This window comes from Actinocatenispora thailandica (assembly GCF_016865425.1).
In the GTDB taxonomy this organism is placed as follows: domain Bacteria; phylum Actinomycetota; class Actinomycetes; order Mycobacteriales; family Micromonosporaceae; genus Actinocatenispora; species Actinocatenispora thailandica.
Window position 1 is genome coordinate 5,924,896 of record NZ_AP023355.1, and the last position, 22,679, is coordinate 5,947,574.

Sequence of the window (22,679 nt, forward strand, 5' to 3'; positions counted from 1 at the left end):
CTCGCTCATGCCCGCCCTCCGCTTCGCTCCGGCCGGGCAGGACCAATCTGCCGACGCTCGTCCACGCCCGTCACCTCGATCCGCTCTGCCGGCACCGTCGCCGCTGCCCCGCTGCGCGGCGACACTACCGGAGGAACCCTTCGTAGTTGCGCTGCATCAGCTGCGACTCGATCTGCTTCACAGTCTCCAGGCCCACGCCGACCATGATCAGCACGGCCGTACCACCGAAGGGGAAGTTCTGGACGTTACCGCCGACCAGGCCGATGAACAGGTTCGGCAGGACGGAGATGATGCCCAGGTAGAGCGAACCGGGCAGGGTGATCCGGCTCAGGATGTAGTCGAGGTACTCGGCGGTCGGTCGGCCGGGACGAATGCCGGGCACGAAACCGCCGTACTTCTTCATGTTGTCCGCGACCTCGGTCGGGTTGAACGTGATCGCGACGTAGAAGTACGTGAAGAAGATGATCAGCAGGAAGTAGAAGACGATGTGCACCCAGTTGTCCTGCTGGGTGATGTACCGGTTGATGAACACGACCACCGGGTTCGTGCTGTTCGACCCGGCCAGCTGGGTGACCAGCTGCGGAAGGTAGAGCAGCGACGACGCGAAGATCACCGGGATGACGCCGGCCTGGTTGACCTTCAGCGGAATGTAGGTCGAGGTGCCGCCGAACATCCGGCGGCCGATCATGCGCTTCGCGTACTGCACCGGGACGCGGCGTTGGGCCTGTTCGATGAAGACCACCGCGGCGATCACCACGACACCGATGCCGAGCACGATGGCGAAGGTCAGCGTGCCCTTCTTCAGGATCGTCCAGCCCTCGGCGGGCATCCGGGCCGCGATGTTGGTGAAGATCAGCACCGACATGCCGTTGCCGACACCGCGATCGGTGATCAGCTCACCCAGCCACATGATGCAGCCGGTACCGGCGGTCATCGTGGTCACGATCATCACCAGCGTCAGCCAGTGCGGCAGCGGGCCGACGGTCGGGATGATCGGGTCCGGGCACTGGTTGCCGAACAGCTGGCCCGACTCGGCCAGCGCGATGTAGCCGGACGCCTGCAGCACCGCGAGCCCCAGCGTCAGGTACCGCGTGTACTGGGTGATCTTCGCCTGACCGGACTGGCCTTCCTTCTTCAGCAGCTCCAACCGAGGGATCACCACGGTGAGCAGCTGCAGGATGATGCTCGCGGTGATGTAGGGCATGATGCCCAGCGCGAACACGCTCAGCTGGAACAGCGCGCCACCGGAGAAGAGGTTCAGCAGGGTGAAGACGTCCTGCGTACCGCCGGACTTCGACGCGATGCCGATGCAGGTCTGCACGTTGGTGTACGACACGCCCGGACTCGGCAGCGCGGCCCCGAGCCGGAAGATGGCCAGGATGAAGACCGTGAACAGCAGTTTCTTGCGCAGGTCAGGCGTTCTGAACGCACTGACAAAGGCGGAGAGCAACTGTTCCTCCTGCGCAGACTGACCGCCGACGCGGCGGTGCGTGTCGAGACCTTCGCCCACGGCATGGCCGGGGTCCGGGGGCGACTCTAACAGTACGGGCGTTTACGGCGGTATCCGTGCCGGGCACTTCCGCACCGACATGAGACCGCGCCGTTGTGAAGCCCCTGGTGAGGCTCACAACGGCGCGGCAAAATGCTTCACTTACAGCTCGGTGACCGAACCGCCGGCGGCGGCGATCTTCTCCTTGGCGGAGCCGCTGAACGCGTGCGCCCGCACCTGGAGCTTGACGCCACCGAGGTCGCCGGAACCCAGCACCTTCACCGGCTCGCCGGCACGCACCGCGCCCGCCTTCGCCAGCTCGACCGGGCCGATCTCGCCGCCGTTCGGGAACAGCGCGGCCAGCCGGTCCAGGTTGACCACCTGGTAGGTGACCTTGAACCGGTTCTTGAAGCCCTTCAGCTTCGGCAGCCGCATGTGGATGGGCATCTGCCCACCCTCGAAGTACGCCGGCACGTTCTTCCGGGCCTTGGTGCCCTTCGTACCGCGGCCGGCGGTCTTGCCCTTCGAGCCCTCACCGCGGCCGACCCGCACCTTCGCGGTCTTCGCACCCGGAGCCGGGCGCAGGTGATGCACCTTGAGCGCCATCGCTACTCCACCTCCTCAACCTGCACGAGGTGGGTCACGGTACGGACCATGCCCCGGATCTCCGGACGGTCCTCCTTGACCACCACGTCGTTGATCCGCTTCAGGCCGAGGCTGCGCAGCGTCTCGCGCTGGTTCTGCTTCGACCCGATCACGGACCGGACCTGGGTGACCTTCAGGCGTGCCATGTCATGTCTCCCGTTCAGCTCGCCAGGCCCGCACGGGTCCGCAGCATCGCGGTTGGAGCCACGTCCTCCAGCGGCAGGCCACGGCGCGCGGCCACCTGCTCCGGAGACTCCAGGCCCTTCAGGGCTGCCACGGTGGCGTGCACGATGTTGATCGGGTTGGACGAACCCAGGCTCTTGGACAGCACGTCGTGGATACCGGCGCACTCCAGCACGGCACGCACCGGGCCGCCCGCGATCACCCCGGTACCGGCGCTGGCCGGCTTCAGCATCACGACGCCGGCCGCATCCTCGCCGATCACCGGGTGGGTGATCGTCGCACCGATGCGCGGCACCTTGAAGAAGTGCTTCTTGGCCTCCTCGACGCCCTTGGCGATCGCCGCGGGCACCTCCTTGGCCTTTCCATATCCGACACCGACGGTGCCGTCGCCGTCGCCCACCACGACCAGCGCGGTGAAGCTGAAGCGTCGACCACCTCGCACGACCTTGGCGACGCGGTTGATCTTGACGAGCCGCTCGAGGTGCGGTGTCTTCTCCGCGGCCGCGCCGCCACGGCCGCCATCCCGGCGATCCCGGCGGTTATCGCCGGATCCGCCACGGCGCTGCGGACCTGCCATCAGGCGCTACCTTTCTTAAGTCCCTCGTCACCGGACCGGTCGGGCCCGATGCTGGTCGGTTTCCTAGAACTCCAAGCCACCGGACCGAGCGGCGTCGGCAAGCGCGGCAACCCGACCGTGGTAGGCGTTGCCGCCCCGGTCGAAGACCACCTTGGTCACACCCGCGCCCTTCGCCCGCTCGGCGAGCAGCTCGCCGACCTTGCGGGCCTGGTCCTTCTTGTCGCCATCGGCGCTGCGCAGGGTGCCATCGAGCGTCGACGCCGCGACCAGCGTGTGGCCCTTGGTGTCGTCGATGACCTGCGCGTAGATGTGCCGCAGCGAACGGGTCACGACCAGCCGAGGACGAACCTCGGTGCCGGTCACCCGCTTGCGCACCCGGAAGTGCCGACGGTTCCGGGAAATCCGGCGCGCCGCCGCACCGCCCTTCGCCGAGTTGCGGTTGGCCAGTGTGGCAGCCATTACTTACCCGCCTTTCCAGCCTTGCGACGAACGTTCTCGCCCTGGTACCGCACACCCTTGCCCTTGTACGGCTCCGGCGGCCGGATCTTGCGGATGTTCGCCGCGATCTCACCGACCTGCTGCTTGTCGATGCCCGAGACCGTCAGCTGGGTCGGCTTCTGCACGCTGAACGTGATGCCGGCCGGCGCCGAAACCACGACCGGGTGCGAGAACCCGAGCGCGAACTCCAGGTCCTGGCCCTTGGCCTGCACCCGGTAACCGGTGCCCTGGATCTCCAGCACCTTCTCGTATCCGGTCGTCACACCGACGACCAGGTTGTTCACCAGCGTCCGGCACAGCCCGTGCAGGGCGCGCGAACGACGCTCGTCGTTCGGCCGCTCCACGTAGATGGTGCCGTCTTCGACGCGTGCGGTGATCGGTTCGACGAGCGTGTGCGACAGCTCGCCCTTCGGGCCCTTGACCGCGACCGTGGCGCCGTCGATCTTGACGTCCACACCGGCCGGGACCGGGATCGGCTTACGTCCAATCCGAGACATGGCTCAGCAACTCCCTTACCAGACGTAGGCGAGGACTTCCCCGCCCACGCCGCGCTTGCGAGCCTGCCTGTCGGTCAGCAGCCCCTGCGACGTCGAGATGATCGCGACGCCCAGACCGCCGAGCACCCGGGGCAGCTCGTCTGCCTTCGCATACACCCGCAGGCCCGGCTTGGAGACCCGACGGATACCGGCGAGGCTGCGCTCCCGGTTCTGGCCGAACTTCAGCTCGACGCTCAGCTTCTTGCCGACGGTACCCTCGGCCGGTTCCTCGACGGACCAGCCCGTGACGTAGCCCTCCTGCTTGAGGACCTCGGCGATGTTCGCCTTGATCTTCGAGTAGGGCATCGCCACGACATCGTGGTATGCCTGGTTGCCGTTACGCAGACGGGTCAACATGTCTGCGATCGGATCGGTCATCGTCATGTGATGTGGTGCCTTCCTCGCCCCGGTTCCCGCCTCACGGGCCTGTGGCGTTGCTTATCCAGCGTCGGCTGTTACCAGGACGCCTTGGACACACCGGGAAGCTCGCCGCGGTGCGCCATCTCACGGATGCACACCCGGCACAGCCCGAACTTGCGGTAGACCGCCCGCGGGCGACCGCAACGCTGGCAGCGAGTGTACGCACGCGCGGAGAACTTCGGCTTCCGCGCCGCCTTGATGACTAGCGCCTTCTTGGCCATGTCAGTTCTCCTTGAACGGGAAGCCCAGCAGCCGCAACAGGTGCCGGCCCTCCTCGTCGGTCGTTGCGGACGTCACCACGGTGATGTCCATACCGCGCACACGGTCGATCTTGTCCTGGTCGATCTCGTGGAAGACCGACTGCTCGGTGAGACCGAACGTGTAGTTGCCGTGCCCGTCGAACTGCTTCGCCGACAGGCCGCGGAAGTCACGGATGCGCGGGAGCGAGATCGACAGCAGCCGGTCCAGGAACTCCCACATCCGGTCGCCGCGCAGCGTCACCTTCGCGCCGATCGGCATCCCCTCACGCAGCTTGAACTGCGCGATCGACTTCTTCGCCCGACGCACCAGCGGCTTCTGGCCGGTGATCGCGGTCAGGTCGCGCACCGCACCGTCGATCAGCTTGGCGTCCCGGGCCGCGTCGCCGACACCCATGTTGACGACGATCTTCACCAGACCGGGAACCGTCATCGGGTTGGTGTAGCCGAACTTCTCGACCATCCCGCCCGCGATCTCCGCCCGGTACCGCTCCTTCAGGCGCGGGGTGACCTTCTCATCAGTTGCCGTCGACATCACAGGTCCTTCTTGGAGCGCCGGGAGATCCGCACGTTGCGCCCGGACTCGTCCTTGCGGTAACCCACACGGGTCGCGTTCCCGTCGCCGTCGACCACCATCACGTTGCTGACGTGGATCGACGCCTCCTGGGTGACGATGCCACCACTCTGGGAACCGCGCTGGGACGTCTGGATCTTCGTGTGCTTCTTGACTCGGTTCACGCCCTCGACGAGAACCCGGTTCTGCTCCGGGTAGGCCGCAATGACCTTGCCCTTCGCGCCCCGGTCCTTGCCGGCGATGACGAGGACCGTGTCGCCCTTTTTGACCTTCATGGTCCTACAACACCTCCGGTGCCAGGGAGATGATCTTCATGAACTTCTTGTCGCGCAGTTCCCGGCCGACCGGCCCGAAGATGCGGGTACCCCGAGGGTCCCCGCCGTCCCGGATCAGGACCGCTGCGTTCTCGTCGAAGCGGATGTACGAGCCATCCGGCCGGCGCTTCTCCTTGGCGGTGCGGACGACGACGGCCTTGACCACGTCGCCCTTCTTCACACCGGCGCCCGGGATCGCGTCCTTGACGGTGGCCACGATGACGTCGCCGATGCTCGCGTAGCGCCGACCGGAGCCGCCGAGCACCCGGATGCACAGAATCTGCCTGGCACCCGTGTTGTCGGCGACGCGCAGTCGCGACTCCTGCTGAATCACGTCAACTCCTGATGTCTGCCGGTCCTCCGCTGACGCGAAGCCTGGCGGAACGTCCCGCCGCAGCCCGTTTCCGGGTCACGGCGGCTCGCTTTACTTGGCCTTCTCCAGGATCTCGACGATCCGCCACCGCTTCGTCGCCGACTGCGGACGCGTCTCCATCAGACGCACCCGGTCGCCGACACCGCACTGGTTCTGCTCGTCGTGCGCCTTGAGCTTGTTGGTCCGTCGCATGACCTTGCCGTAGAGCGGGTGCTTGACCCGGTCTTCCACGGCGACCACGACGGTCTTGTCCATCTTGTCGCTGACCACCAGGCCCTCACGGACCTTGCGGCGGCCACGCTGCTCTGTCGTCTGCTCGCTCATCACGCAACCTCGCTGGGCGCAGCGCTGAGGCCGAGCTCGCGCTCACGCATGATCGTGTAGATCCGGGCGATCTCCCGGCGTACCACCTGGAGCCGACGGTTGTTGTCCAGCTGCCCGGTGGCACCCTGCACGCGGAGGTTGAACAGCTCCGCCTTGGCCTCGCCGAGCTTCGTCGCGAGCTCCTCGTCGCCGAGCTCGCGCAGCTCACCGGAAGGCGTACCAGCCGCCATCAGACCTCACCCACTTCGCGCTTCACGATCCGGCACTTCATCGGAAGCTTGTGGATCGCGCGGGTCAGCGCCTCACGCGCTACCGCTTCGTTCGGGAACGACAGCTCGAACATCACCCGGCCGGGCTTGACGTTGGCGACCCACCACTCGGGCGAACCCTTACCGGAACCCATCCGGGTTTCGGCCGGCTTCTTCGTCAGCGCCTGGTCCGGGAAGATCGTGATCCAGACCTTGCCGCCACGCTTGATGTGCCGGGTCATGGCGATACGCGCGGCCTCGATCTGCCGGTTCGTCACGTACGCCGGCTCCAGCGCCTGGATGCCGAACTCACCGAACGCCACCCGGGTACCGCCCTTGGACTTGCCGCGGCGCGTCGGGTGATGCGGCTTCCGGAAGCCCTTCGGGGCTTACGCGGAATCAGCATTGCTCAGCCCTCCTGACTCTTCTCGGCCGCGGGGGCCGTCGACGTTGCAGCCGGCTCGGGCGCCGGGCGACCACCATGACGCTCGGCCGCAGCCGCGCGACCCGCCTCGGTACCGCCGGCGGTCGTGCCGGACGAACCCGAACGGGTGCGCCGCGGACGGTCGTTGCGGTCCCGACGCGGACGACCGGACGGAACCTCCGGCTGCTCGCGACCGGGCACGGCCTCGCCCTTGTAGATCCAGACCTTCACACCGATCCGGCCGAAGGTCGTCCGGGCCTCGAAGAAGCCGTAGTCGATGTTGGCGCGCAGCGTGTGCAGCGGCACCCGACCCTCGCGGTAGAACTCCGAGCGGGACATCTCGGCGCCGCCGAGGCGGCCGCCGCACTGCACCCGGATGCCCTTGACCAGCGGGTTGCGCATGGCCGACTGGATCGCCTTGCGCATCGCCCGCCGGAACGCGACCCGCTGGGCCAGCTGCTCGGCGATGCCCTGCGCGACGAGCTGCGCGTCCGACTCGGGGTTCTTGACCTCGAGGATGTTGAGCTGGATCTGCTTCTTCGTCAGCTTCTCCAGCTCACCGCGGATGCGGTCCGCCTCGGCGCCCTTGCGGCCGATGACGATGCCGGGCCGCGCGGAGTGGATGTCGACGCGGACCCGGTCCCGGGTGCGCTCGATGTCGACCCGGGAGATACCGGCCCGCTCCAGGCCACCGGAGATCATCCGACGGATCTTGACATCCTCGGCGACGTAGTCCTTGTACAGCTTGTCCGCGTACCACCGGGAGGTCCAGTCGGTGCTGATACCGAGCCGGAACCCGTGCGGGTGGACCTTCTGACCCATTACTCCGCGCTCTCCTTCTCGCCGGCCGACGCGTTCTTCTCCGCGGAGGCCGTCGTAGCTGCCGACGTCGTGGCTTCTGCCGCCGCGGCCGTCGTAGCCTCGCCCTCGGCGCTCGCCGCCGGCTCGGCCGCCTTCTTCGCCGGCGCGGCCTTCTTCGCCGCCGCCTTCTTGGCGCCCTTCCGGTCCGCCGGCGCCGCCTGCACGCTCTCCACCACGATCGTGATGTGGCAGGTGCGCTTGCGGATCCGGTACGCCCGACCCTGGGCACGCGGACGGAAGCGCCGCAGTGTCGGCCCCTCGTCGACGTACGCCTCGCTGATGAGCAACGAATCCGGGTCCAGCCGCTCGTTGTTCTCGGCGTTGGCGATCGCGGAGGCAACCACCTTGTAGACCGGCTCGCTGGCTGCCTGGGGGGCGAACTTGAGCACCGTGAGGGCCTCCTTCGCGGACATCCCGCGAACGAGGTTGACCACACGGCGCGCCTTCATCGGCGAGGTGCGCACGTGTCGCGCAACCGCCCGCGCGCCGGGAGGCGCAGTAGCGTCGCCCTTAGTTGGCATCGCTGTCCCCTTGCTCGTTTCCTCGTATCGATTCGTACGTCAGCGTCATTGGGCGACCCGCAGGTCAGCGACGCCGGCTCTTCCTGTCGTCCTTCTCGTGACCCTTGAACGTCCGGGTCAACGCGAACTCGCCGAGCTTGTGCCCGACCATCGCCTCGGTGATGAACACCGGGATGTGCTTGCGGCCGTTGTGCACCGCGATCGTGTGGCCGAGCATCTCGGGCGTGATCGTGGACCGGCGAGACCAGGTCTTGATGACGTTCTTGGTGCCCTTGTCGTTCTGGACTTCCACCTTCTTCATCAGGTGGTCGTCGACGAACGGGCCCTTCTTGAGGCTGCGAGGCATCCCTACTCCTAGCGCTTCCGGTTGGCGTAACGACGACGGACGATGAGCCGGTCGGACTCCTTGCCCTGACGCCGGGTCCGGCCCTCGGGCTTACCGTTCGGGTTGACCGGGTTACGACCACCGGAGGTCTTGCCCTCACCACCGCCGTGCGGGTGGTCAACCGGGTTCATCGCGACACCACGAACCTTCGGCCGCCGGCCCTTCCAGCGCATCCGGCCGGCCTTGCCCCAGTTGATGTTCGACTGCTCGGCGTTGCCGACCTCGCCGATCGTGGCGCGGCACCGCACGTCGACCATCCGGGTCTCACCGGAAGGCAGCCGCAGCGTGGCGTACATGCCCTCCTTGGCCTGCAGCTGGATGCTGGCGCCGGCGGACCGGCCCAGCTTCGCGCCACCGCCGGGCCGCAGTTCCACGGCGTGCACCGTGGTACCGACCGGGATGTTGCGCAGCGGCTTGTTGTTGCCGGGCTGGATGTCGGCGGCCGGGCCGGACTCGACCCGCGCGCCCTGGCCGAGCCCGCGAGGAGCCAGGATGTAGCGCTTGGTGCCGTCGGCGAAGTGCAGCAGCGCGATGCGGGCGGTGCGGTTCGGGTCGTACTCGATGTGCGCGACCTTGGCCGGGATGCCGTCCTTGTCGTTGCGACGGAAGTCGATCAGGCGGTACTGCCGCTTGTGCCCACCACCCTGCCGACGCTGGGTGATCTTGCCCTGCGCGTTGCGACCGCCCTTGTTGTGCAGCGGACGCAGCAGCGACTTCTCCGGCGTGCTTCGCGTGATTTCCGCGAAGTCGGCCACGGACGAGCCGCGACGACCCGGCGTGGTCGGCTTGTACTTGCGGATGCCCATCGTTCTCTCTCTACCTCAAGGCCGGTGTCCATCAGATTCGGTACCGGCGCGCCGCTGTCAGGAAACCGGGCCGCCGAACGCCTCGATCCGGTCGCCCGGAGCGAGGGTCACGATCGCCCGCTTGGTGTCCTTGCGCTTCCCGAAACCGGTCCGGGTGCGCTTGCGCTTGCCCTGCCGGTTGATCGTGTTGACCGACAGCACCTTCACGTTGAAGATCTGCTGGATCGCGATCTTGATCTGCGTCTTGTTCGAGTCCGGGTGGACCAGGAACGTGTACTTGTTCTGGTCCAGCAGGCCGTAACTCTTCTCCGAGACGACCGGCCGGTCGATGACGTCGCGCGGGTCGTTGAAGCTCACGCCACTCATGCCTGCTCCTCCTCACTCGCCGAGGCCGAACCGTGCCCCTGCACGCCGAGGAACTCGTCCAGCGCGTCGCCGACGAACACCACGTCGTCGTTGACCAGCACGTCGTACGTGTTGAGCTGGTCCGCGGCGAGCAGGTGCACCTCGGGGGCGTTGCGCAGGCTCTTCCAGGTGAGCTCGTCCTCGCGGGCGACCACGACCAGCACCCGGGCGGCCTTGGTCACCTGGCGCAGCGCGGTCAGCGCGCTCTTGGTGCTCGGTGCGTCGCCCTCGACCAGCGAGGAGACCACGAACACCTGCTCGGCACGCGCCCGGTCGGACAGCGCGCCGCGCAACGCCGCGCGCTTCATCTTCTTCGGGGTGCGCTGCGTGTAGTCCCGCGGTACGGGGCCGTGCACGGTGCCACCACCGGCGAACTGCGGCGCGCGGGTCGAGCCCTGACGAGCCCGGCCGGTGCCCTTCTGCCGGTACGGCTTCTTGCCGCCGCCGGCGACCTCGCCGCGGGTCTTGGCCTTGTGCGTACCCTGCCGGGCCGCGGCCAGCTGTGCCACCACGACCTGGTGCATCAGCGGGATGTTCACCTGGACGTCGAAGATGTCGCCGGGCAGGTCGGCCGAACCGGCGTCCTTGCCCTCGCGGTCCAGTACCTTCACCTCAGTCACTTGACACCGCCCTTGCGCAGCGCCTGCTTGGCCGCGGTGCGGATCAGCACCAGCCCGTTCGCCGGGCCGGGGATCGCGCCCTTGACCAGCAGGAGGTTGTTCTCCGTGTCGACGTCGACGATCGAGAGGTTCTGCGCGGTGAACCGGTCGGAGCCCATCCGGCCAGCCATCCGCACGCCCTTGAAGACGCGGCCCGGAGTGGCGCAGCCGCCGATCGAGCCCGGCGAGCGGTGCTTGCGCTCGACGCCGTGCGAGGCCTTCAGGCCGTGGAAGCCGTGCCGCTTCATCACACCGGCGAAGCCCTTGCCCTTGGTCCGGCCGGTCACGTCGACCAGGCGGACGCCCTCGAAGTCGCTCAGCGTGACCTCGGCGCCCAGCTCGTACTCGGCGGCATCACTGGTGCGGATCTCCACGACGTACCGCCGGGGTGTGACGCCCGCCTTGGCGAAGTGGCCGGCCCGCGGCTTGTTCACCTTGCGCGGGTCGATCGAACCGAACGCCAGCTGCACGGCCGAGTAGCCGTCCTTGTCCTGGGTACGGACCTGGGTGACGACGCACGGCCCGGCCTGCACCACGGTCACGGGCACGACCCGGTTGAACTCGTCCCAGACCTGGGTCATACCGAGCTTGGTGCCCAGGATTCCCTTGACTTGCCTGTCCATCGTCTGCGATCCCTACAGCTTGATCTCGATGTCGACGCCAGCCGGAAGATCCAGCCGCATCAGCGAGTCGACGGTCTTCGGAGTCGGGTCGATGATGTCGATCAGCCGCTTGTGCGTACGCATCTCGAAGTGCTCGCGCGAGTCCTTGTACTTGTGCGGCGAGCGGATGACGCAGAAACGGTTGATCTCCGTGGGCAGCGGCACCGGGCCAGCGACCTGCGCCCCGGTGCGCGTCACCGTCTCGACGATCTTTCGCGCCGAGGAGTCGACGACCTCGTGGTCGTAGGCCTTCAGCCGGATGCGGATCTTCTGTCCCGCCATGGTGGCTTCTGATTCCTTCTCTCGTGCCGCTGCCTGGCCGGGAATCGGGGCAACCGATCTTTCCGACTGCCCTGGAGTCCCGACCTGAGGCTCCTGTGGTCCTTCTTCAGCCGACCGGAGAACCGGTTCGGCCGACCCCCGCGGTCGGGCGTGTCGCCGATTCAAGGTCATGGATCCGCCCGGGAACGGAAGGATCCATCTTGCTCGACGTCACTGCCCGCAGCTCGCCGACTGACGGCGACCCGTGCGCGGGTCTCGACGCTTGACACAGCACCGCCCGGCTTCGACACCGGCCGACTTCGCTGGCCCCACGCCGTGCGGCGCACCCTCGCTCGGCAGACCGGCCCAGCCGGCCGAACACACGAGCAGGCGCCCCGCGGACGCAACCTGTCTAGTATGCCGTACAGAGTGCGGCGAACGGAAACCGGGGTGACCGGACCCACCTGAGGGGCCGGCCACCCCGCCTGCCGTTACTTGTTGATCTTGGTGACCTGGCCGGCGCCGACGGTACGACCGCCCTCGCGGATGGCCAGCTTCAGCCCCTCCTCCATGGCGATGGGCTGGATCAGCTCCACCGACATCGAGGTGTTGTCACCGGGCATGACCATCTCGGTGCCCTCGGGGAGGGTCACCACGCCGGTCACGTCCGTGGTGCGGAAGTAGAACTGCGGCCGGTAGTTGTTGAAGAACGGCGTGTGCCGCCCACCCTCGTCCTTGCTCAGGATGTAGACCTGGCACTCGAAGTTGGTGTGCGGGGTGATCGTGCCGGGCTTCACCACGACCTGGCCGCGCTCCACGTCCTCGCGCTTGATGCCACGAAGCAGCAGACCGCAGTTCTCGCCGGCACGCGCCTCGTCGAGGATCTTGCGGAACATCTCGACGCTGGTGACGGTGGTCTTGGTCGACTTCTCGCGGATGCCGACGATCTCGACCTCCTCGTTCACCTTCAGCGTGCCGCGCTCGGCGCGACCGGTGACCACGGTGCCGCGGCCGGTGATCGTGAAGACGTCCTCGATCGGCATCAGGAACGGCTTGTCGATGTCGCGCTCCGGCTCAGGGATGTAGGTGTCCACGGCCTCCATGAGGTCCTGGACCGACTTCACCCACTGCTCCTCGCCCTCCAGCGCCTTCAGCGCGGAGACCTTCACGACCGGCAGGTCGTCGCCCGGGTACTCCTGGCTCGACAGCAGCTCGCGAACCTCGAGCTCGACGAGCTCCATGAGCTCCTCGTCCTCGACCATGTCCGCCTTGTTCAGGGCGACCACGATGTACGGAACGCCGACCTGACGGGCCAGCAGCACGTGCTCGCGGGTCTGCGGCATCGGGCCGTCGGTCGCCGCGACCACCAGGATCGCGCCGTCCATCTGGGCGGCACCGGTGATCATGTTCTTGATGTAGTCGGCGTGCCCGGGGCAGTCGACGTGCGCGTAGTGCCGCGCCTCGGTCTGGTACTCGACGTGCGAGATCGAGATCGTGATACCGCGCTGCTTCTCCTCAGGCGCGTTGTCGATCTCGTCGAACGGCGTGTACGGGTTCAGGTCCGGGTACTTGTCGTGCAGGACCTTTGTGATGGCCGCGGTCAGCGTCGTCTTGCCGTGGTCGATATGACCGATGGTGCCGATGTTGACGTGCGGCTTGGTCCGCTCGAACTTCGCCTTCGCCACTGGTGTCCTCCTGTGGACTGTTCTTTGCTACTTACCTCTATCCGGTACGGGCACCTGACGCTGGCCGCCGGACGATTTCATGTGATTCGCGAGGGCGGGGCCGCCGAGCCGTCGGCTCGGCGGCCACACCTCACTCGCCGGTCGCCTTGGCGATGATCTCCTTGGCGACGTTGCTCGGAACCTCGGCGTACGAGTCGAACTGCATCGAGTAGCTCGCCCGGCCCTGTGTCTTCGACCGAAGGTCGTTGACGTAACCGAACATCTCGGACAGCGGGACCGCGGCTCGCACGACCCGCGCACCGCCACGCTCCTCCATCGCCTGGATGGTGCCGCGCCGCGAGTTCAGGTCGCCGATCACGTCGCCCATGTTCTCCTCGGGCGTGGTGACCTCGACTGCCATCATCGGCTCCAGCAGCACCGCGTTCGCACGCCGTGCCGCCTCCTTCAGCACCATCGAACCGGCGATCTTGAACGCCATCTCGGACGAGTCGACCTCGTGGTACTGACCGTCGACCAGCGTCAGCTTGACACCGACCAGCGGGTACCCGGCCAGCACGCCGTACTGCATGGCGTCCTGGGCACCGGCGTCCACCGACGGGATGTACTCCTTCGGCACCCGGCCACCAGTGACCTTGTTGTCGAACTCGTACGTCGGGGAGTCGGGGTCCAGCGGCAGCGGCTCCAGGTTCACGACGACCTTCGCGAACTGGCCCGAACCACCGGTCTGCTTCTTGTGCAGGTAGGTGACGTTCTCGACCTTGTTCTTGATGGTCTCGCGGTACGCGACCTGCGGCTTGCCGATGTTCGCCTCGACGTTGAACTCCCGCCGCATGCGGTCGACCAGCACGTCCAGGTGGAGCTCGCCCATGCCGCCGATGACGGTCTGGCCGCTCTCCTCGTCGGTGTGCACCCGGAAGGTCGGGTCCTCCTCGGCCAACCGCTGGATCGCGACGGTCAGCTTCTCCTGGTCGGCCTTCGACTTCGGCTCGATCGCCACGTCGATGACCGGCTCCGGGAACGTCATCGACTCCAGGATCACCGGCTTGGCCGGGTCGCAGAGCGTGTCGCCGGTGGTGGTCTGCTTGAGACCCTGCACCGCGACGATGTCGCCGGCGCGCGCCGACGGACGCTCCTCCCGCTTGTTGGAGTGCATCTGGTAGATCTTGCCGATGCGCTCCTTGCGGTTGTCCTTGGTGGAGTTCACCACCTGGGAACCGACCTCGACCGAACCCGAGTAGATCCGGACGTAGGTGAGCTTGCCGAGGTGCTTGTCCGTCTGGATCTTGAAGGCCAGCGCGGCGAACGGCTCGTTCACGTCGGAGTGGCGCTCGACCGGCGTCTCACCGTCGGTCGCGACACCCTGGATGGCGGGCACGTCCAGCGGGCTCGGCAGGTAGTCGATCACGGCGTCGAGCATGGGCTGCACGCCCTTGTTCTTGAACGCCGTGCCACACACCACCGGGTTCGCCTTGTTGCCGATCGTGGCGCGGCGGATGCCGGCCTTGATCTCGGCCTCGGACAGCTCCTCGCCCTCGAGGTACTTCTCCATCACCGAGTCGTCGACGTCGGCCAGGGTCTCCAGGAGCTTCTCCCGGTACTCCTCGGCCTTCGCCTGCAGGTCGGCGGGGATGTCCTCGACCGCGTAGTCCTCGCCCTTCTGCGTCTCGCCACGCCAGGTCAGCGCCTTCATCCGGATCAGGTCGACGACGCCGATGAAGTCGGCCTCGTTCCCGATCGGGATCTGCAGCACCAACGGGGTCGCGTTGAGCCGGTCGACCATCATGTCGACGCAGCGGAAGAAGTCCGCGCCGGTGCGGTCGAGCTTGTTGACGAAGCACATCCGCGGGACGTGGTACTTGTCCGCCTGCCGCCAGACGTTCTCGGTCTGCGGCTCGACACCGGCGACACCGTCGTAGACCGCGATCGAACCGTCGAGGACGCGCAGCGAACGCTCCACCTCGACGGTGAAGTCGACGTGGCCCGGGGTGTCGATGATCTGGATGGTGTGGTCCTTCCACTCACACTTCGTCGCAGCCGAAGTGATCGTGATGCCACGTTCCTGTTCCTGCTCCATCCAGTCCATGACGGCAGCGCCCTCGTGGACCTCACCGATCTTGTACGTGATGCCGGTGTAGAAGAGAATCCGCTCGGTCGTCGTCGTCTTGCCGGCATCGATGTGGGCCATGATGCCGATGTTGCGAAGCTGGGCCAGGGCGGCGTCAGCTTTAGCCACTGCTACCTCCGTTGCGGTTCGGCCGCCACGTGTCGCGGACCGGGCGGAGCACTACCAGCGGTAGTGCGCGAACGCGCGGTTCGACTCGGCCATCTTGTGGGTGTCCTCGCGGCGCTTGACCGCGGCACCCAGCCCGTTGCTGGCGTCGAGCAGCTCGTTCATCAGCCGCTCGGTCATGGTCTTCTCGCGCCGGGCGCGGGAGTACTGGATCAGCCAGCGCAGGCCCAGCGTGGTGGCGCGCTGCGGGCGCACCTCCACCGGCACCTGGTAGGTCGCGCCACCGACGCGGCGGCTGCGGACCTCCAGGCTGGGCTTCACGTTGTCCAGCGCACGCTTGAGCGTCACGACCGGATCGGTGCCCGACTTCTCCCGGGCGCCTTCCAGCGCGCCGTAGACAAGCCGCTCGGCCAGCTGGCGCTTGCCCGAGATGAGCAGCTTGTTGACCAGCTGGGTGACGAGCACCGAGCTGTACACCGGGTCCGGGGTCAGCGGACGACGTGGCGCGGGTCCCTTGCGCGGCATGTCAGCTCTTCTCCCTCTTCGCGCCGTAACGACTGCGCGCCTGCTTGCGGTTGCGCACGCCCTGGGTGTCGAGCGACCCGCGGATGATCTTGTACCGAACACCCGGCAGGTCCTTCACGCGGCCACCGCGCACGAGCACGATGGAGTGCTCCTGCAGGTTGTGGCCGACGCCCGGGATGTAGGCGGTCACCTCGATGCCGCTGGACAGCTTGACGCGCGCCACCTTCCGCAGTGCGGAGTTCGGCTTCTTCGGCGTGGTCGTGAACACACGCGTGCACACGCCGCGCCGCTGCGGGCTGCCGTTCAGCGCCGGCGTCTTGGTCTTGCTGGTCTTCGCCTGGCGGCCCTTGCGGACCAGCTGCTGGATCGTGGGCACCGGGTCTTTCGCTCCCTTCGGCCATCACTGGCCGGGCCAATCGTGAAAGTGATCGGAGTCTTCAGGGTCGTGCAGTCTTCAAGGTCCTACGTGTTGCCTTGTTGCGGGGTGTCGTGCCTGGTGAGCCCGTGTCGAGTCCGTGGCGCCGGGCAGGCGCCGCTGGCTCCCGACCGACGGATGCGCAGCTCGGTGGCCGATGACCGACCCCCGCGGTCGGGCGTGTCGCCCGCTCGCGAACCGACGCACTGCACAATCACTTGACACAGTCTTGTCGCACGTCGCCATGTGGCGCTCCCGTCGGTCGGGCCCGATCAGCCCCGACAGGTTGGCGAGGCAACCACGCCAACCACGGACGCACACGCGACGAGCCCAGGCAGTGCCCAGGCACGAAGACCAAGAGTACCCACCATCTGGACCAGGGTCAAAACGGGGGTGCCATCTCGGCCACGCGCCTGGGCCGACGCCCGACGTCATCTGTTGTGGCCTGTCAGCCTACCGGTAGGGCGGACGCCGCCGACGCCGCCCCGGGAACTTCGTGACCTGGCTCGCCCGGCCGGAGCCGGACACACACCGGACCCGGCTCAGCTGAACGACGCGATGATCAGAATCACCCAGATGATCACACCGATCAGGCCCAGACCGGCGCCGATCGCACCGCAGACGATCCCGGCCATCGCCATCCCGGAGCCGGTCTGCTCGGTCCGGCCGGACGTGCTGGTCAGGTTCTTCCGGGCGATGATCCCCAGCACCAGCCCGGCCCCGCCGGCCAGGATCGCCGGCACGCTGAGAATCCACGAGCACAGTCCGGTGATCGAGATCGCACAACCGGCGATGCCCGCCACCATCGCACCGATCGCCAGGCCGGAGTTCGGCGGCTTGCTCGCCGGCAACATCACACCGTACTGCGGGGTGGGTGGCGGCACCGCGTACCCACCGGGTGGCAGCCCGGGCTGCGGCGGCGCGCCGTACCCGGCCGGCTGCGGTGCACCGTAGCCCGCCGCCGGCGGTGGCGCGCCGTACCCACCGGCCGGCGGGTAGCCGGGCGGCTGAGGCTGCCCGTACTGCGGCGGGCCCGGCGGGCGGCCGTAACCCGGCGCCGAGGGCTGCCCGTACGCCGGGGCGGACGGCTGGCCGTACCCGGCCGGTGCGCTGGTCTGGGTGTCCGGCGCATAGTCACCGGGCGCCGCCGGGCCGGGCTGCGCGTACGACCCGGCGCCCGAGGTCGCCCCCGCGCCGTAGCCACCGGGCGAGGTCGCCGGCTCGTCCGCCCCCGAGTGCCGCGGCGGCGGTGCGCTGACCGGCGACTCCGGCTCCGCGGACGGCAACGTGAAGGCCGGGCCGCTGGCCGGCGCGGCGGGCGGCGGCTCGGGGCGGGCGGCCGCGGTGGTGGCGGGACGTTCGACGAGTCGACGCCGCGGTCGGCGTCGGAGGGGATCAGATAGCCGGGTTCCGGCGGCGCGGCGGGGCGGTCACCGTGCCCGGACTGGTCACTCACGGCTGTTCCTCCTTCGTCGGAACGCCCGCAGGGCTGCACGCCACCCGATTCGCTCGCTGGCGCGCGCTCACGGCCGTCCCTCCTTCGTCGGAACGCCCGCGAGGCGCAAAGGCGACACGACGCCCATGTTTCGCTCGCTGGCGCTCATTCATGCGGTTCCTTCCTGGAACCAAGCTGACGCGGCAACACTACGAAGTCAGTTCACGTCCGAGCCGTACCGGACGCCGGTGCCACCGCCCGAGCCTCCCAGATGGAAGATCGCCAGGACGATCCCGACCACGATCACCGCGACCGCCACCAGCAACGCCAGCCGAGCCAGCCGGGTGCCGATGCGCAGCGGCGCCACGCCGGTGAGGAAACCACCCGAGGCGCGCATCTCCGCCTCGGCACTGCGGGCCAGCAGCAACGCGAACCCGGCCGGCAACGCGCCGGCCACCACCGGCGAGAACAGCAGGCCGATCGCCGCCAGCCAGACCACCGCGACGGCCTTGGTCGACCTGGTCGGATCGGGGTCCTGCGGGTGCCGGCGCGGGGTGGTCGGCTCGGCGCCGACCGGCGCCGGACCACCTGCTGGAATCAACCGAATCCCCCTGTCTCGGCGGTCGGTGTGAGTCCGGCCGCACCGTAGCGCCCAACGTACCCGGCGAACCTGAGCGGCACCCAGCAGCCGGGCGCGGCGCGGGGTGTCCGCGAAACGTGGCCGAGCCGGCGCGAGACGCGTCGCCGGCCCCGTGGCTCTCGACCGGACCGCCCCACGGAGGGCGGCCGAACCGCCCCACGGAGGGCGACCGAACCGCCCCACGGAGGGCGGCCGGACCGGCACCCGCCCGCACGGCGGGCGGCAACGGGAAACGGCGCGGGCCGCCGGCACCCGAAGGTACCGACGGCCCGCGCCCTGTGTCCCGCTGGCCGGCGGCCGAAACCACCAGCCGAACCCGACGGCCGGAGCCGCCCGGGTCGCGTCAGCGGCCGAACCCGCCGAGGTCGTAGTCGTCCAGCGGCACTGCCTGCCCGCTGGCCGGCCCGAACCCGTAGTCGGTGTCGCCGTACCCGGTCATCGAGTACACCTGGGCCTTCGCCTCCTCGGTCGGCTCCACCCGGATGTTGCGGTACTTGGAGATACCGGTACCGGCCGGGATGAGCTTACCGATGATGACGTTCTCCTTGAGGCCGATGAGCGAGTCGCTGCGCGCCTCGATCGCCGCCTCGGTGAGAACCCGGGTGGTCTCCTGGAAGGAGGCCGCGGACAGCCACGACTCGGTCGCCAGCGACGCCTTCGTGATGCCCATCAGCACCGGACGCGCCGACGCCGGCCGGCCGCCCTCGGCCACCAGACGCCGCACCTCGGCGTCGAAGGTGGCCGCCTCGACCGGCGAACCGGGCAGGAACTCCGTGTCACCGGACTCGATCACGATGTACCGGCGGAGCATCTGCCGGACGATGATCTCGATGTGCTTGTCGTGGATGTGCACACCCTGCGACCGGTAGACCTGCTGGACCTCCTGCACCGTGTGCAGCTGCACGTTGCGGCGGTTGGTGATGCGCAGCAGCTCGTGCGGATCCACGGTGCCCTCGGTGAGCTTCTCGGCCACCGCGGCGTGTTCGCCGTCCTGCTTGCGCAGCCTGGTACGCCGCGGGATCTTGTCGTACACGACCTCATCGGAGCCGTCGTCCGGCACGATGATGATCTTGCGCGACTTCTCCCCCTCCTCGATCCGGACCCGGCCGGCCTTCTCCGCGATCGGAGCCTTGCCCTTCGGCACCCGGGCCTCGAAGATCTCGGTGACACGCGGCAGACCCTGGGTGATGTCGTCACCCGCGACGCCACCGGTGTGGAAGGTACGCATGGTCAGCTGCGTACCGGGCTCACCGATGGACTGGGCCGCGATGATGCCGACCGCCTCGCCGATGTCGACCAGCTGACCGGTCGGCAGCGAACGGCCGTAGCACTGCGCGCAGACCCCGAGCCGCGACTCACAGGTCAGCACCGACCGCACCCGGACCGACTTGACGCCGCCGGCGACCAGCTTGTCCACCAGCGGACCACCGACGTCGGTGTTCCGGGTGGCGATCAGGTTGCCGTCGGTGTCGTGCACGTCCTCGGCCAGCGAACGCGCGAAGACCGAGGTCTCCACGTACTCGTCCTTGACCAGCTTGCCGTCGATCTCGGTGGCGACCGTCATCGGCACGGCCCGCTCGGTACCGCAGTCGTCCTCGCGGATGATCACGTCCTGCGAGACGTCGACCAGCCGTCGGGTCAGGTAACCCGAGTCGGCGGTCCGCAGCGCGGTGTCGGCCAGACCCTTCCGGGCGCCGTGCGTGGCGATGAAGTACTCCAGCACGGAGAGACCCTCGCGGTAGCTCGACTTGATCGGCCGCGGGATGATCTCGCCCTTCGGGTTGGCCACCAGGCCACGGATGGCCGCGATCTGCCGGAGCTGCAGCATGTTGCCGCGGGCACCGGAGTTGATCATCTTCCACAGCGCGTTCGCCTGCGGAAGCGCGTCCTCCATGTCCTTGGTGACCTCGTTGGTCGCCTTGGTCCAGATCTCGATCAGCTCGCCGCGGCGCTCCTCGGCGGTCATCAGACCACGCTGGTACTGCTTGTCCACCTGCGCGGCGTCCGACTCGTACCGCTCCAGGATCGCCTTCTTGTGCGGCGGGTCGACCACGTCGGCGATGCCGATGGTCAGCCCGGACCAGGTGGCCCAGTGGTACCCGGCCTCCTTCAGCGCGTCCAGCGTCGCCGCCAGCAGCACCTTCGGAGCCCGCTCGGCCAGATCGTTGATGATCGCCGAGAGCTGACCCTTGCGGACCTCGTAGTTGACGAACGAGTAGTCCTCCGGCAGCGCCTCGTTGAACAGCACCCGGCCCAGCGTCGTGTCGAGCAGCACCCGGTCGCCCGGCTGCCAGCCCTCCGGCGCCTGCCACGGCTCGGCCCCGGCACCGTTGCTCACCGAGGTGACCCCGGTCAGCCGGATCCGGACCGGCGCCTGCAGGTCCAACTCACCCGCGTCGAACGCCATCTGCGCCTCGGCCGGCGAACCGAACACCCGGCCCTCACCCTTGCCACCCTCGTTGCGGTGGGTCAGGTGGTACAGCCCGATGATCATCTCGTGCGACGGCATCGTGACCGGCTTGCCGTCCGAGGGCTTCAGGATGTTGTTCGAGGACAGCATCAGGATGCGGGCCTCGGCCTGCGCCTCGGTCGACAGCGGCACGTGCACCGCCATCTGGTCGCCGTCGAAGTCGGCGTTGAACGCGGCACACACCAGCGGGTGCAGCTGGATCGCCTTGCCCTCGATCAGCTGCGGCTCGAACGCCTGGATGCCGAGCCGGTGCAGGGTCGGAGCACGGTTCAGCAGCACCGGGTGCTCCGAGATGACCTCTTCCAGGACATCCCACACCGCGGTGCGGCCACGCTCGACCATCCGCTTCGCCGACTTGATGTTCTGCGCGTGGTTCAGGTCGACCAGGCGCTTCATCACGAACGGCTTGAACAGCTCCAGCGCCATGTACCGCGGCAGGCCGCACTGGTGCAGCTTGAGCCGCGGGCCGACCACGATGACCGAACGGCCGGAGTAGTCGACGCGCTTGCCCAGCAGGTTCTGCCGGAACCGGCCCTGCTTGCCCTTGAGCATGTCGGACAGCGACTTCAGCGGCCGGTTACCGGGACCGGTGACCGGGCGACCGCGGCGGCCGTTGTCGAACAGCGCGTCGACGGCCTCCTGCAGCATCCGCTTCTCGTTGTTGACGATGATCTCGGGCGCACCGAGGTCGATCAGCCGCTTGAGCCGGTTGTTCCGGTTGATCACGCGGCGGTACAGGTCGTTCAGGTCGGAGGTGGCGAACCGGCCACCGTCCAGCTGCACCATCGGCCGCAGATCCGGCGGGATCACCGGAACGCAGTCGAGCACCATGCCCAGCGGCGAGTTGCGGGTGGTCTGGAACGCCGCCACGACCTTCAGCCGCTTCAGCGCCCGGATCTTCCGCTGCCCCTTGCCGGACCGGATGGTCTCGCGCAGGTTCTCGGACTCGGCGTCCAGGTTCAGGTTCTCCAGCAGCGCCTTGATCGCCTCGGCGCCCATGCCGCCCTCGAAGTACTCCCCGAAGCGGTCCCGCAGTTCGCGGTAGAGCAGCTCGTCCGGGACCAGCTGCTTGGGCTCCAGCTTGCGGAAGGTCTCCATGACCTCGTCGAGCCGGTCGATCTCCCGCTGCGCACGGTCCCGGATCTGGCGCATCTCGCGCTCGCCGGACTCCTTGACCTTGCGCCGGACGTCGCTCTTGGCGCCCTCGGCCTCCAGCTCGGCCAGATCGGTCTCGAGCTTCTTGGCGCGGGCGTCCACGTCGGCGTCGCGGCGGTTCTCCAGCTGGCGCTTCTCCGCACCGATCTCCGACTCGATGGTCGGCAGGTCACGGTGCCGGGCCTCGGCGTCCACCTGCGTCACCACGTACGCGGCGAAGTAGATGATCTTCTCGAGGTCCTTCGGCGCGATGTCCAGCAGGTAGCCCAGCCGGCTCGGCACGCCCTTGAAGTACCAGATGTGCGTCACGGACGCGGCCAGCTCGATGTGGCCCATCCGCTCCCGGCGCACCTTGGCGCGAGTCACCTCGACGCCGCAGCGTTCACAGATGATGCCCTTGAACCGGACGCGCTTGTACTTGCCGCAGTAGCACTCCCAGTCACGGGTGGGGCCGAAGATCTTCTCGCAGAAGAGCCCGTCCTTCTCCGGCTTCAGGGTGCGGTAGTTGATCGTCTCGGGCTTCTTGACCTCGCCATGCGACCACTGCCGAATATCGTCGGCGCTGGCCAGGCCGATCCGCAGCTCGTCGAAGAAGTTCACGTCGAGCACTTGTGGTCAGTCCCCTTTGGGTTGTGGCCGGACGGTGTGCACGCCGCCCGGCCGGTGGTATCGGCCGCTGTCGTCGGGATACCGGGGCGCCGG

Annotated in this window: 27 protein-coding genes and 2 pseudogenes; all 29 read right to left on the bottom strand. The window is 68.1% G+C overall.

Annotated features, from left to right (window positions below; genetic code table 11):
• Window positions 1-124 precede the first annotated feature (124 nt).
• The 29 genes and pseudogenes from secY to Athai_RS26585 all read right to left on the bottom strand — a co-directional run bounded on the left by secY (window position 125) and on the right by Athai_RS26585 (window position 22,586).
• Window positions 125-1,510: a preprotein translocase subunit SecY gene (gene secY, locus Athai_RS26445; protein WP_420829802.1), complete on the bottom strand. Its 1,386-nt coding sequence runs from the start codon at window positions 1,508-1,510 to the stop codon at window positions 125-127.
• Window positions 1,511-1,651: 141 nt separating this feature from the next.
• Window positions 1,652-2,095, bottom strand: a complete 444-nt coding sequence (rplO, locus tag Athai_RS26450) for a 50S ribosomal protein L15 (RefSeq protein ID WP_203964005.1) — start codon at window positions 2,093-2,095, stop codon at window positions 1,652-1,654.
• Between the two features lie 2 nt (window positions 2,096-2,097).
• The gene (rpmD, locus tag Athai_RS26455; protein WP_030446778.1) at window positions 2,098-2,280 is read right to left on the bottom strand and encodes a 50S ribosomal protein L30; all 183 of its coding nucleotides are present in this window, start codon (window positions 2,278-2,280) and stop codon (window positions 2,098-2,100) included.
• Window positions 2,281-2,294: 14 nt separating this feature from the next.
• Window positions 2,295-2,894 carry a 30S ribosomal protein S5 gene (rpsE, locus tag Athai_RS26460; RefSeq protein WP_203964006.1) on the bottom strand — a complete coding sequence of 200 codons (600 nt, stop codon included), beginning with the start codon at window positions 2,892-2,894 and terminating at the stop codon, window positions 2,295-2,297.
• A gap of 63 nt (window positions 2,895-2,957) precedes the next feature.
• Window positions 2,958-3,353 carry a 50S ribosomal protein L18 gene (gene rplR, locus Athai_RS26465; RefSeq protein ID WP_203964007.1) on the bottom strand — a complete coding sequence of 132 codons (396 nt, stop codon included), beginning with the start codon at window positions 3,351-3,353 and terminating at the stop codon, window positions 2,958-2,960.
• Window positions 3,353-3,889 (bottom strand): 50S ribosomal protein L6, encoded by a 537-nt coding sequence (gene rplF / locus Athai_RS26470; protein ID WP_203964008.1) that lies wholly within the window; start codon window positions 3,887-3,889, stop codon window positions 3,353-3,355. The genes rplR and rplF overlap by 1 nt, the downstream gene beginning before the upstream one ends.
• A 15-nt stretch (window positions 3,890-3,904) precedes the next feature.
• A complete protein-coding gene (gene rpsH / locus Athai_RS26475) occupies window positions 3,905-4,312 on the bottom strand; it encodes a 30S ribosomal protein S8 (protein ID WP_030446774.1) in 408 nt (135 codons plus the stop codon).
• 71 nt (window positions 4,313-4,383) lie between these two features.
• Entirely contained in the window at window positions 4,384-4,569 is a 186-nt protein-coding gene (locus Athai_RS26480; RefSeq protein WP_030446773.1) for a type Z 30S ribosomal protein S14, read from the bottom strand.
• A 1-nt stretch (window position 4,570) separates the two neighbouring features.
• Window positions 4,571-5,140, bottom strand: a complete 570-nt coding sequence (gene rplE, locus Athai_RS26485; protein WP_203964009.1) for a 50S ribosomal protein L5 — start codon at window positions 5,138-5,140, stop codon at window positions 4,571-4,573.
• On the bottom strand, window positions 5,140-5,454 hold the full coding sequence (gene rplX / locus Athai_RS26490; protein ID WP_203964010.1) for a 50S ribosomal protein L24: 315 nt from the start codon (window positions 5,452-5,454) through the stop codon (window positions 5,140-5,142). Before rplX ends, rplE begins: the two co-directional genes overlap by 1 nt.
• Window positions 5,455-5,458: 4 nt before the next feature.
• Complete coding sequence (rplN, locus tag Athai_RS26495) at window positions 5,459-5,827, bottom strand: 50S ribosomal protein L14 (RefSeq protein WP_030446770.1); 369 nt, start codon at window positions 5,825-5,827, stop codon at window positions 5,459-5,461.
• 90 nt (window positions 5,828-5,917) lie between these two features.
• Window positions 5,918-6,190, bottom strand: a complete 273-nt coding sequence (gene rpsQ / locus Athai_RS26500) for a 30S ribosomal protein S17 (RefSeq protein WP_203964011.1) — start codon at window positions 6,188-6,190, stop codon at window positions 5,918-5,920.
• Window positions 6,190-6,420 carry a 50S ribosomal protein L29 gene (gene rpmC / locus Athai_RS26505; RefSeq protein ID WP_030446768.1) on the bottom strand — a complete coding sequence of 77 codons (231 nt, stop codon included), beginning with the start codon at window positions 6,418-6,420 and terminating at the stop codon, window positions 6,190-6,192. Before rpmC ends, rpsQ begins: the two co-directional genes overlap by 1 nt.
• Window positions 6,420-6,844 (bottom strand): annotated as a pseudogene (rplP, locus tag Athai_RS26510) (50S ribosomal protein L16). Before rplP ends, rpmC begins: the two are co-directional and overlap by 1 nt.
• Before the next feature lie 3 nt (window positions 6,845-6,847).
• Window positions 6,848-7,684, bottom strand: a complete 837-nt coding sequence (rpsC, locus tag Athai_RS26515; RefSeq protein WP_203964012.1) for a 30S ribosomal protein S3 — start codon at window positions 7,682-7,684, stop codon at window positions 6,848-6,850.
• A gap of 80 nt (window positions 7,685-7,764) precedes the next feature.
• A pseudogene (gene rplV / locus Athai_RS26520) lies at window positions 7,765-8,244 on the bottom strand (50S ribosomal protein L22); the annotation flags it as partial.
• Between the two features lie 64 nt (window positions 8,245-8,308).
• Entirely contained in the window at window positions 8,309-8,590 is a 282-nt protein-coding gene (rpsS, locus tag Athai_RS26525) for a 30S ribosomal protein S19 (protein ID WP_030446764.1), read from the bottom strand.
• Window positions 8,591-8,598: 8 nt separating this feature from the next.
• Window positions 8,599-9,435, bottom strand: a complete 837-nt coding sequence (gene rplB / locus Athai_RS26530) for a 50S ribosomal protein L2 (protein WP_203964014.1) — start codon at window positions 9,433-9,435, stop codon at window positions 8,599-8,601.
• Window positions 9,436-9,492: 57 nt separating this feature from the next.
• On the bottom strand, window positions 9,493-9,801 hold the full coding sequence (gene rplW, locus Athai_RS26535) for a 50S ribosomal protein L23 (RefSeq protein ID WP_203964015.1): 309 nt from the start codon (window positions 9,799-9,801) through the stop codon (window positions 9,493-9,495).
• Complete coding sequence (gene rplD / locus Athai_RS26540; protein ID WP_203964016.1) at window positions 9,798-10,460, bottom strand: 50S ribosomal protein L4; 663 nt, start codon at window positions 10,458-10,460, stop codon at window positions 9,798-9,800. The genes rplW and rplD overlap by 4 nt, the downstream gene beginning before the upstream one ends.
• Window positions 10,457-11,122, bottom strand: a complete 666-nt coding sequence (gene rplC / locus Athai_RS26545; RefSeq protein ID WP_203964017.1) for a 50S ribosomal protein L3 — start codon at window positions 11,120-11,122, stop codon at window positions 10,457-10,459. The genes rplD and rplC overlap by 4 nt, the downstream gene beginning before the upstream one ends.
• Window positions 11,123-11,134: 12 nt before the next feature.
• Window positions 11,135-11,443, bottom strand: a complete 309-nt coding sequence (gene rpsJ, locus Athai_RS26550; protein ID WP_007073037.1) for a 30S ribosomal protein S10 — start codon at window positions 11,441-11,443, stop codon at window positions 11,135-11,137.
• 470 nt (window positions 11,444-11,913) lie between these two features.
• Complete coding sequence (gene tuf / locus Athai_RS26555) at window positions 11,914-13,107, bottom strand: elongation factor Tu (protein WP_203964018.1); 1,194 nt, start codon at window positions 13,105-13,107, stop codon at window positions 11,914-11,916.
• 130 nt (window positions 13,108-13,237) lie between these two features.
• Complete coding sequence (gene fusA, locus Athai_RS26560; protein ID WP_203964019.1) at window positions 13,238-15,340, bottom strand: elongation factor G; 2,103 nt, start codon at window positions 15,338-15,340, stop codon at window positions 13,238-13,240.
• Window positions 15,341-15,391: 51 nt separating this feature from the next.
• Entirely contained in the window at window positions 15,392-15,862 is a 471-nt protein-coding gene (gene rpsG / locus Athai_RS26565; protein WP_030446757.1) for a 30S ribosomal protein S7, read from the bottom strand.
• Between the two features lies 1 nt (window position 15,863).
• Window positions 15,864-16,238, bottom strand: coding sequence for a 30S ribosomal protein S12 (rpsL, locus tag Athai_RS26570; RefSeq protein WP_030446756.1), 375 nt, complete (start codon window positions 16,236-16,238; stop codon window positions 15,864-15,866).
• A gap of 581 nt (window positions 16,239-16,819) precedes the next feature.
• Complete coding sequence (locus tag Athai_RS26575) at window positions 16,820-17,563, bottom strand: DUF4190 domain-containing protein (RefSeq protein ID WP_203964020.1); 744 nt, start codon at window positions 17,561-17,563, stop codon at window positions 16,820-16,822.
• A gap of 366 nt (window positions 17,564-17,929) precedes the next feature.
• Window positions 17,930-18,313, bottom strand: a complete 384-nt coding sequence (locus Athai_RS26580; protein ID WP_239157181.1) for a hypothetical protein — start codon at window positions 18,311-18,313, stop codon at window positions 17,930-17,932.
• A 382-nt stretch (window positions 18,314-18,695) separates the two neighbouring features.
• Window positions 18,696-22,586, bottom strand: a complete 3,891-nt coding sequence (locus Athai_RS26585) for a DNA-directed RNA polymerase subunit beta' (RefSeq protein WP_203964021.1) — start codon at window positions 22,584-22,586, stop codon at window positions 18,696-18,698.
• Window positions 22,587-22,679: the final 93 nt, after the last annotated feature.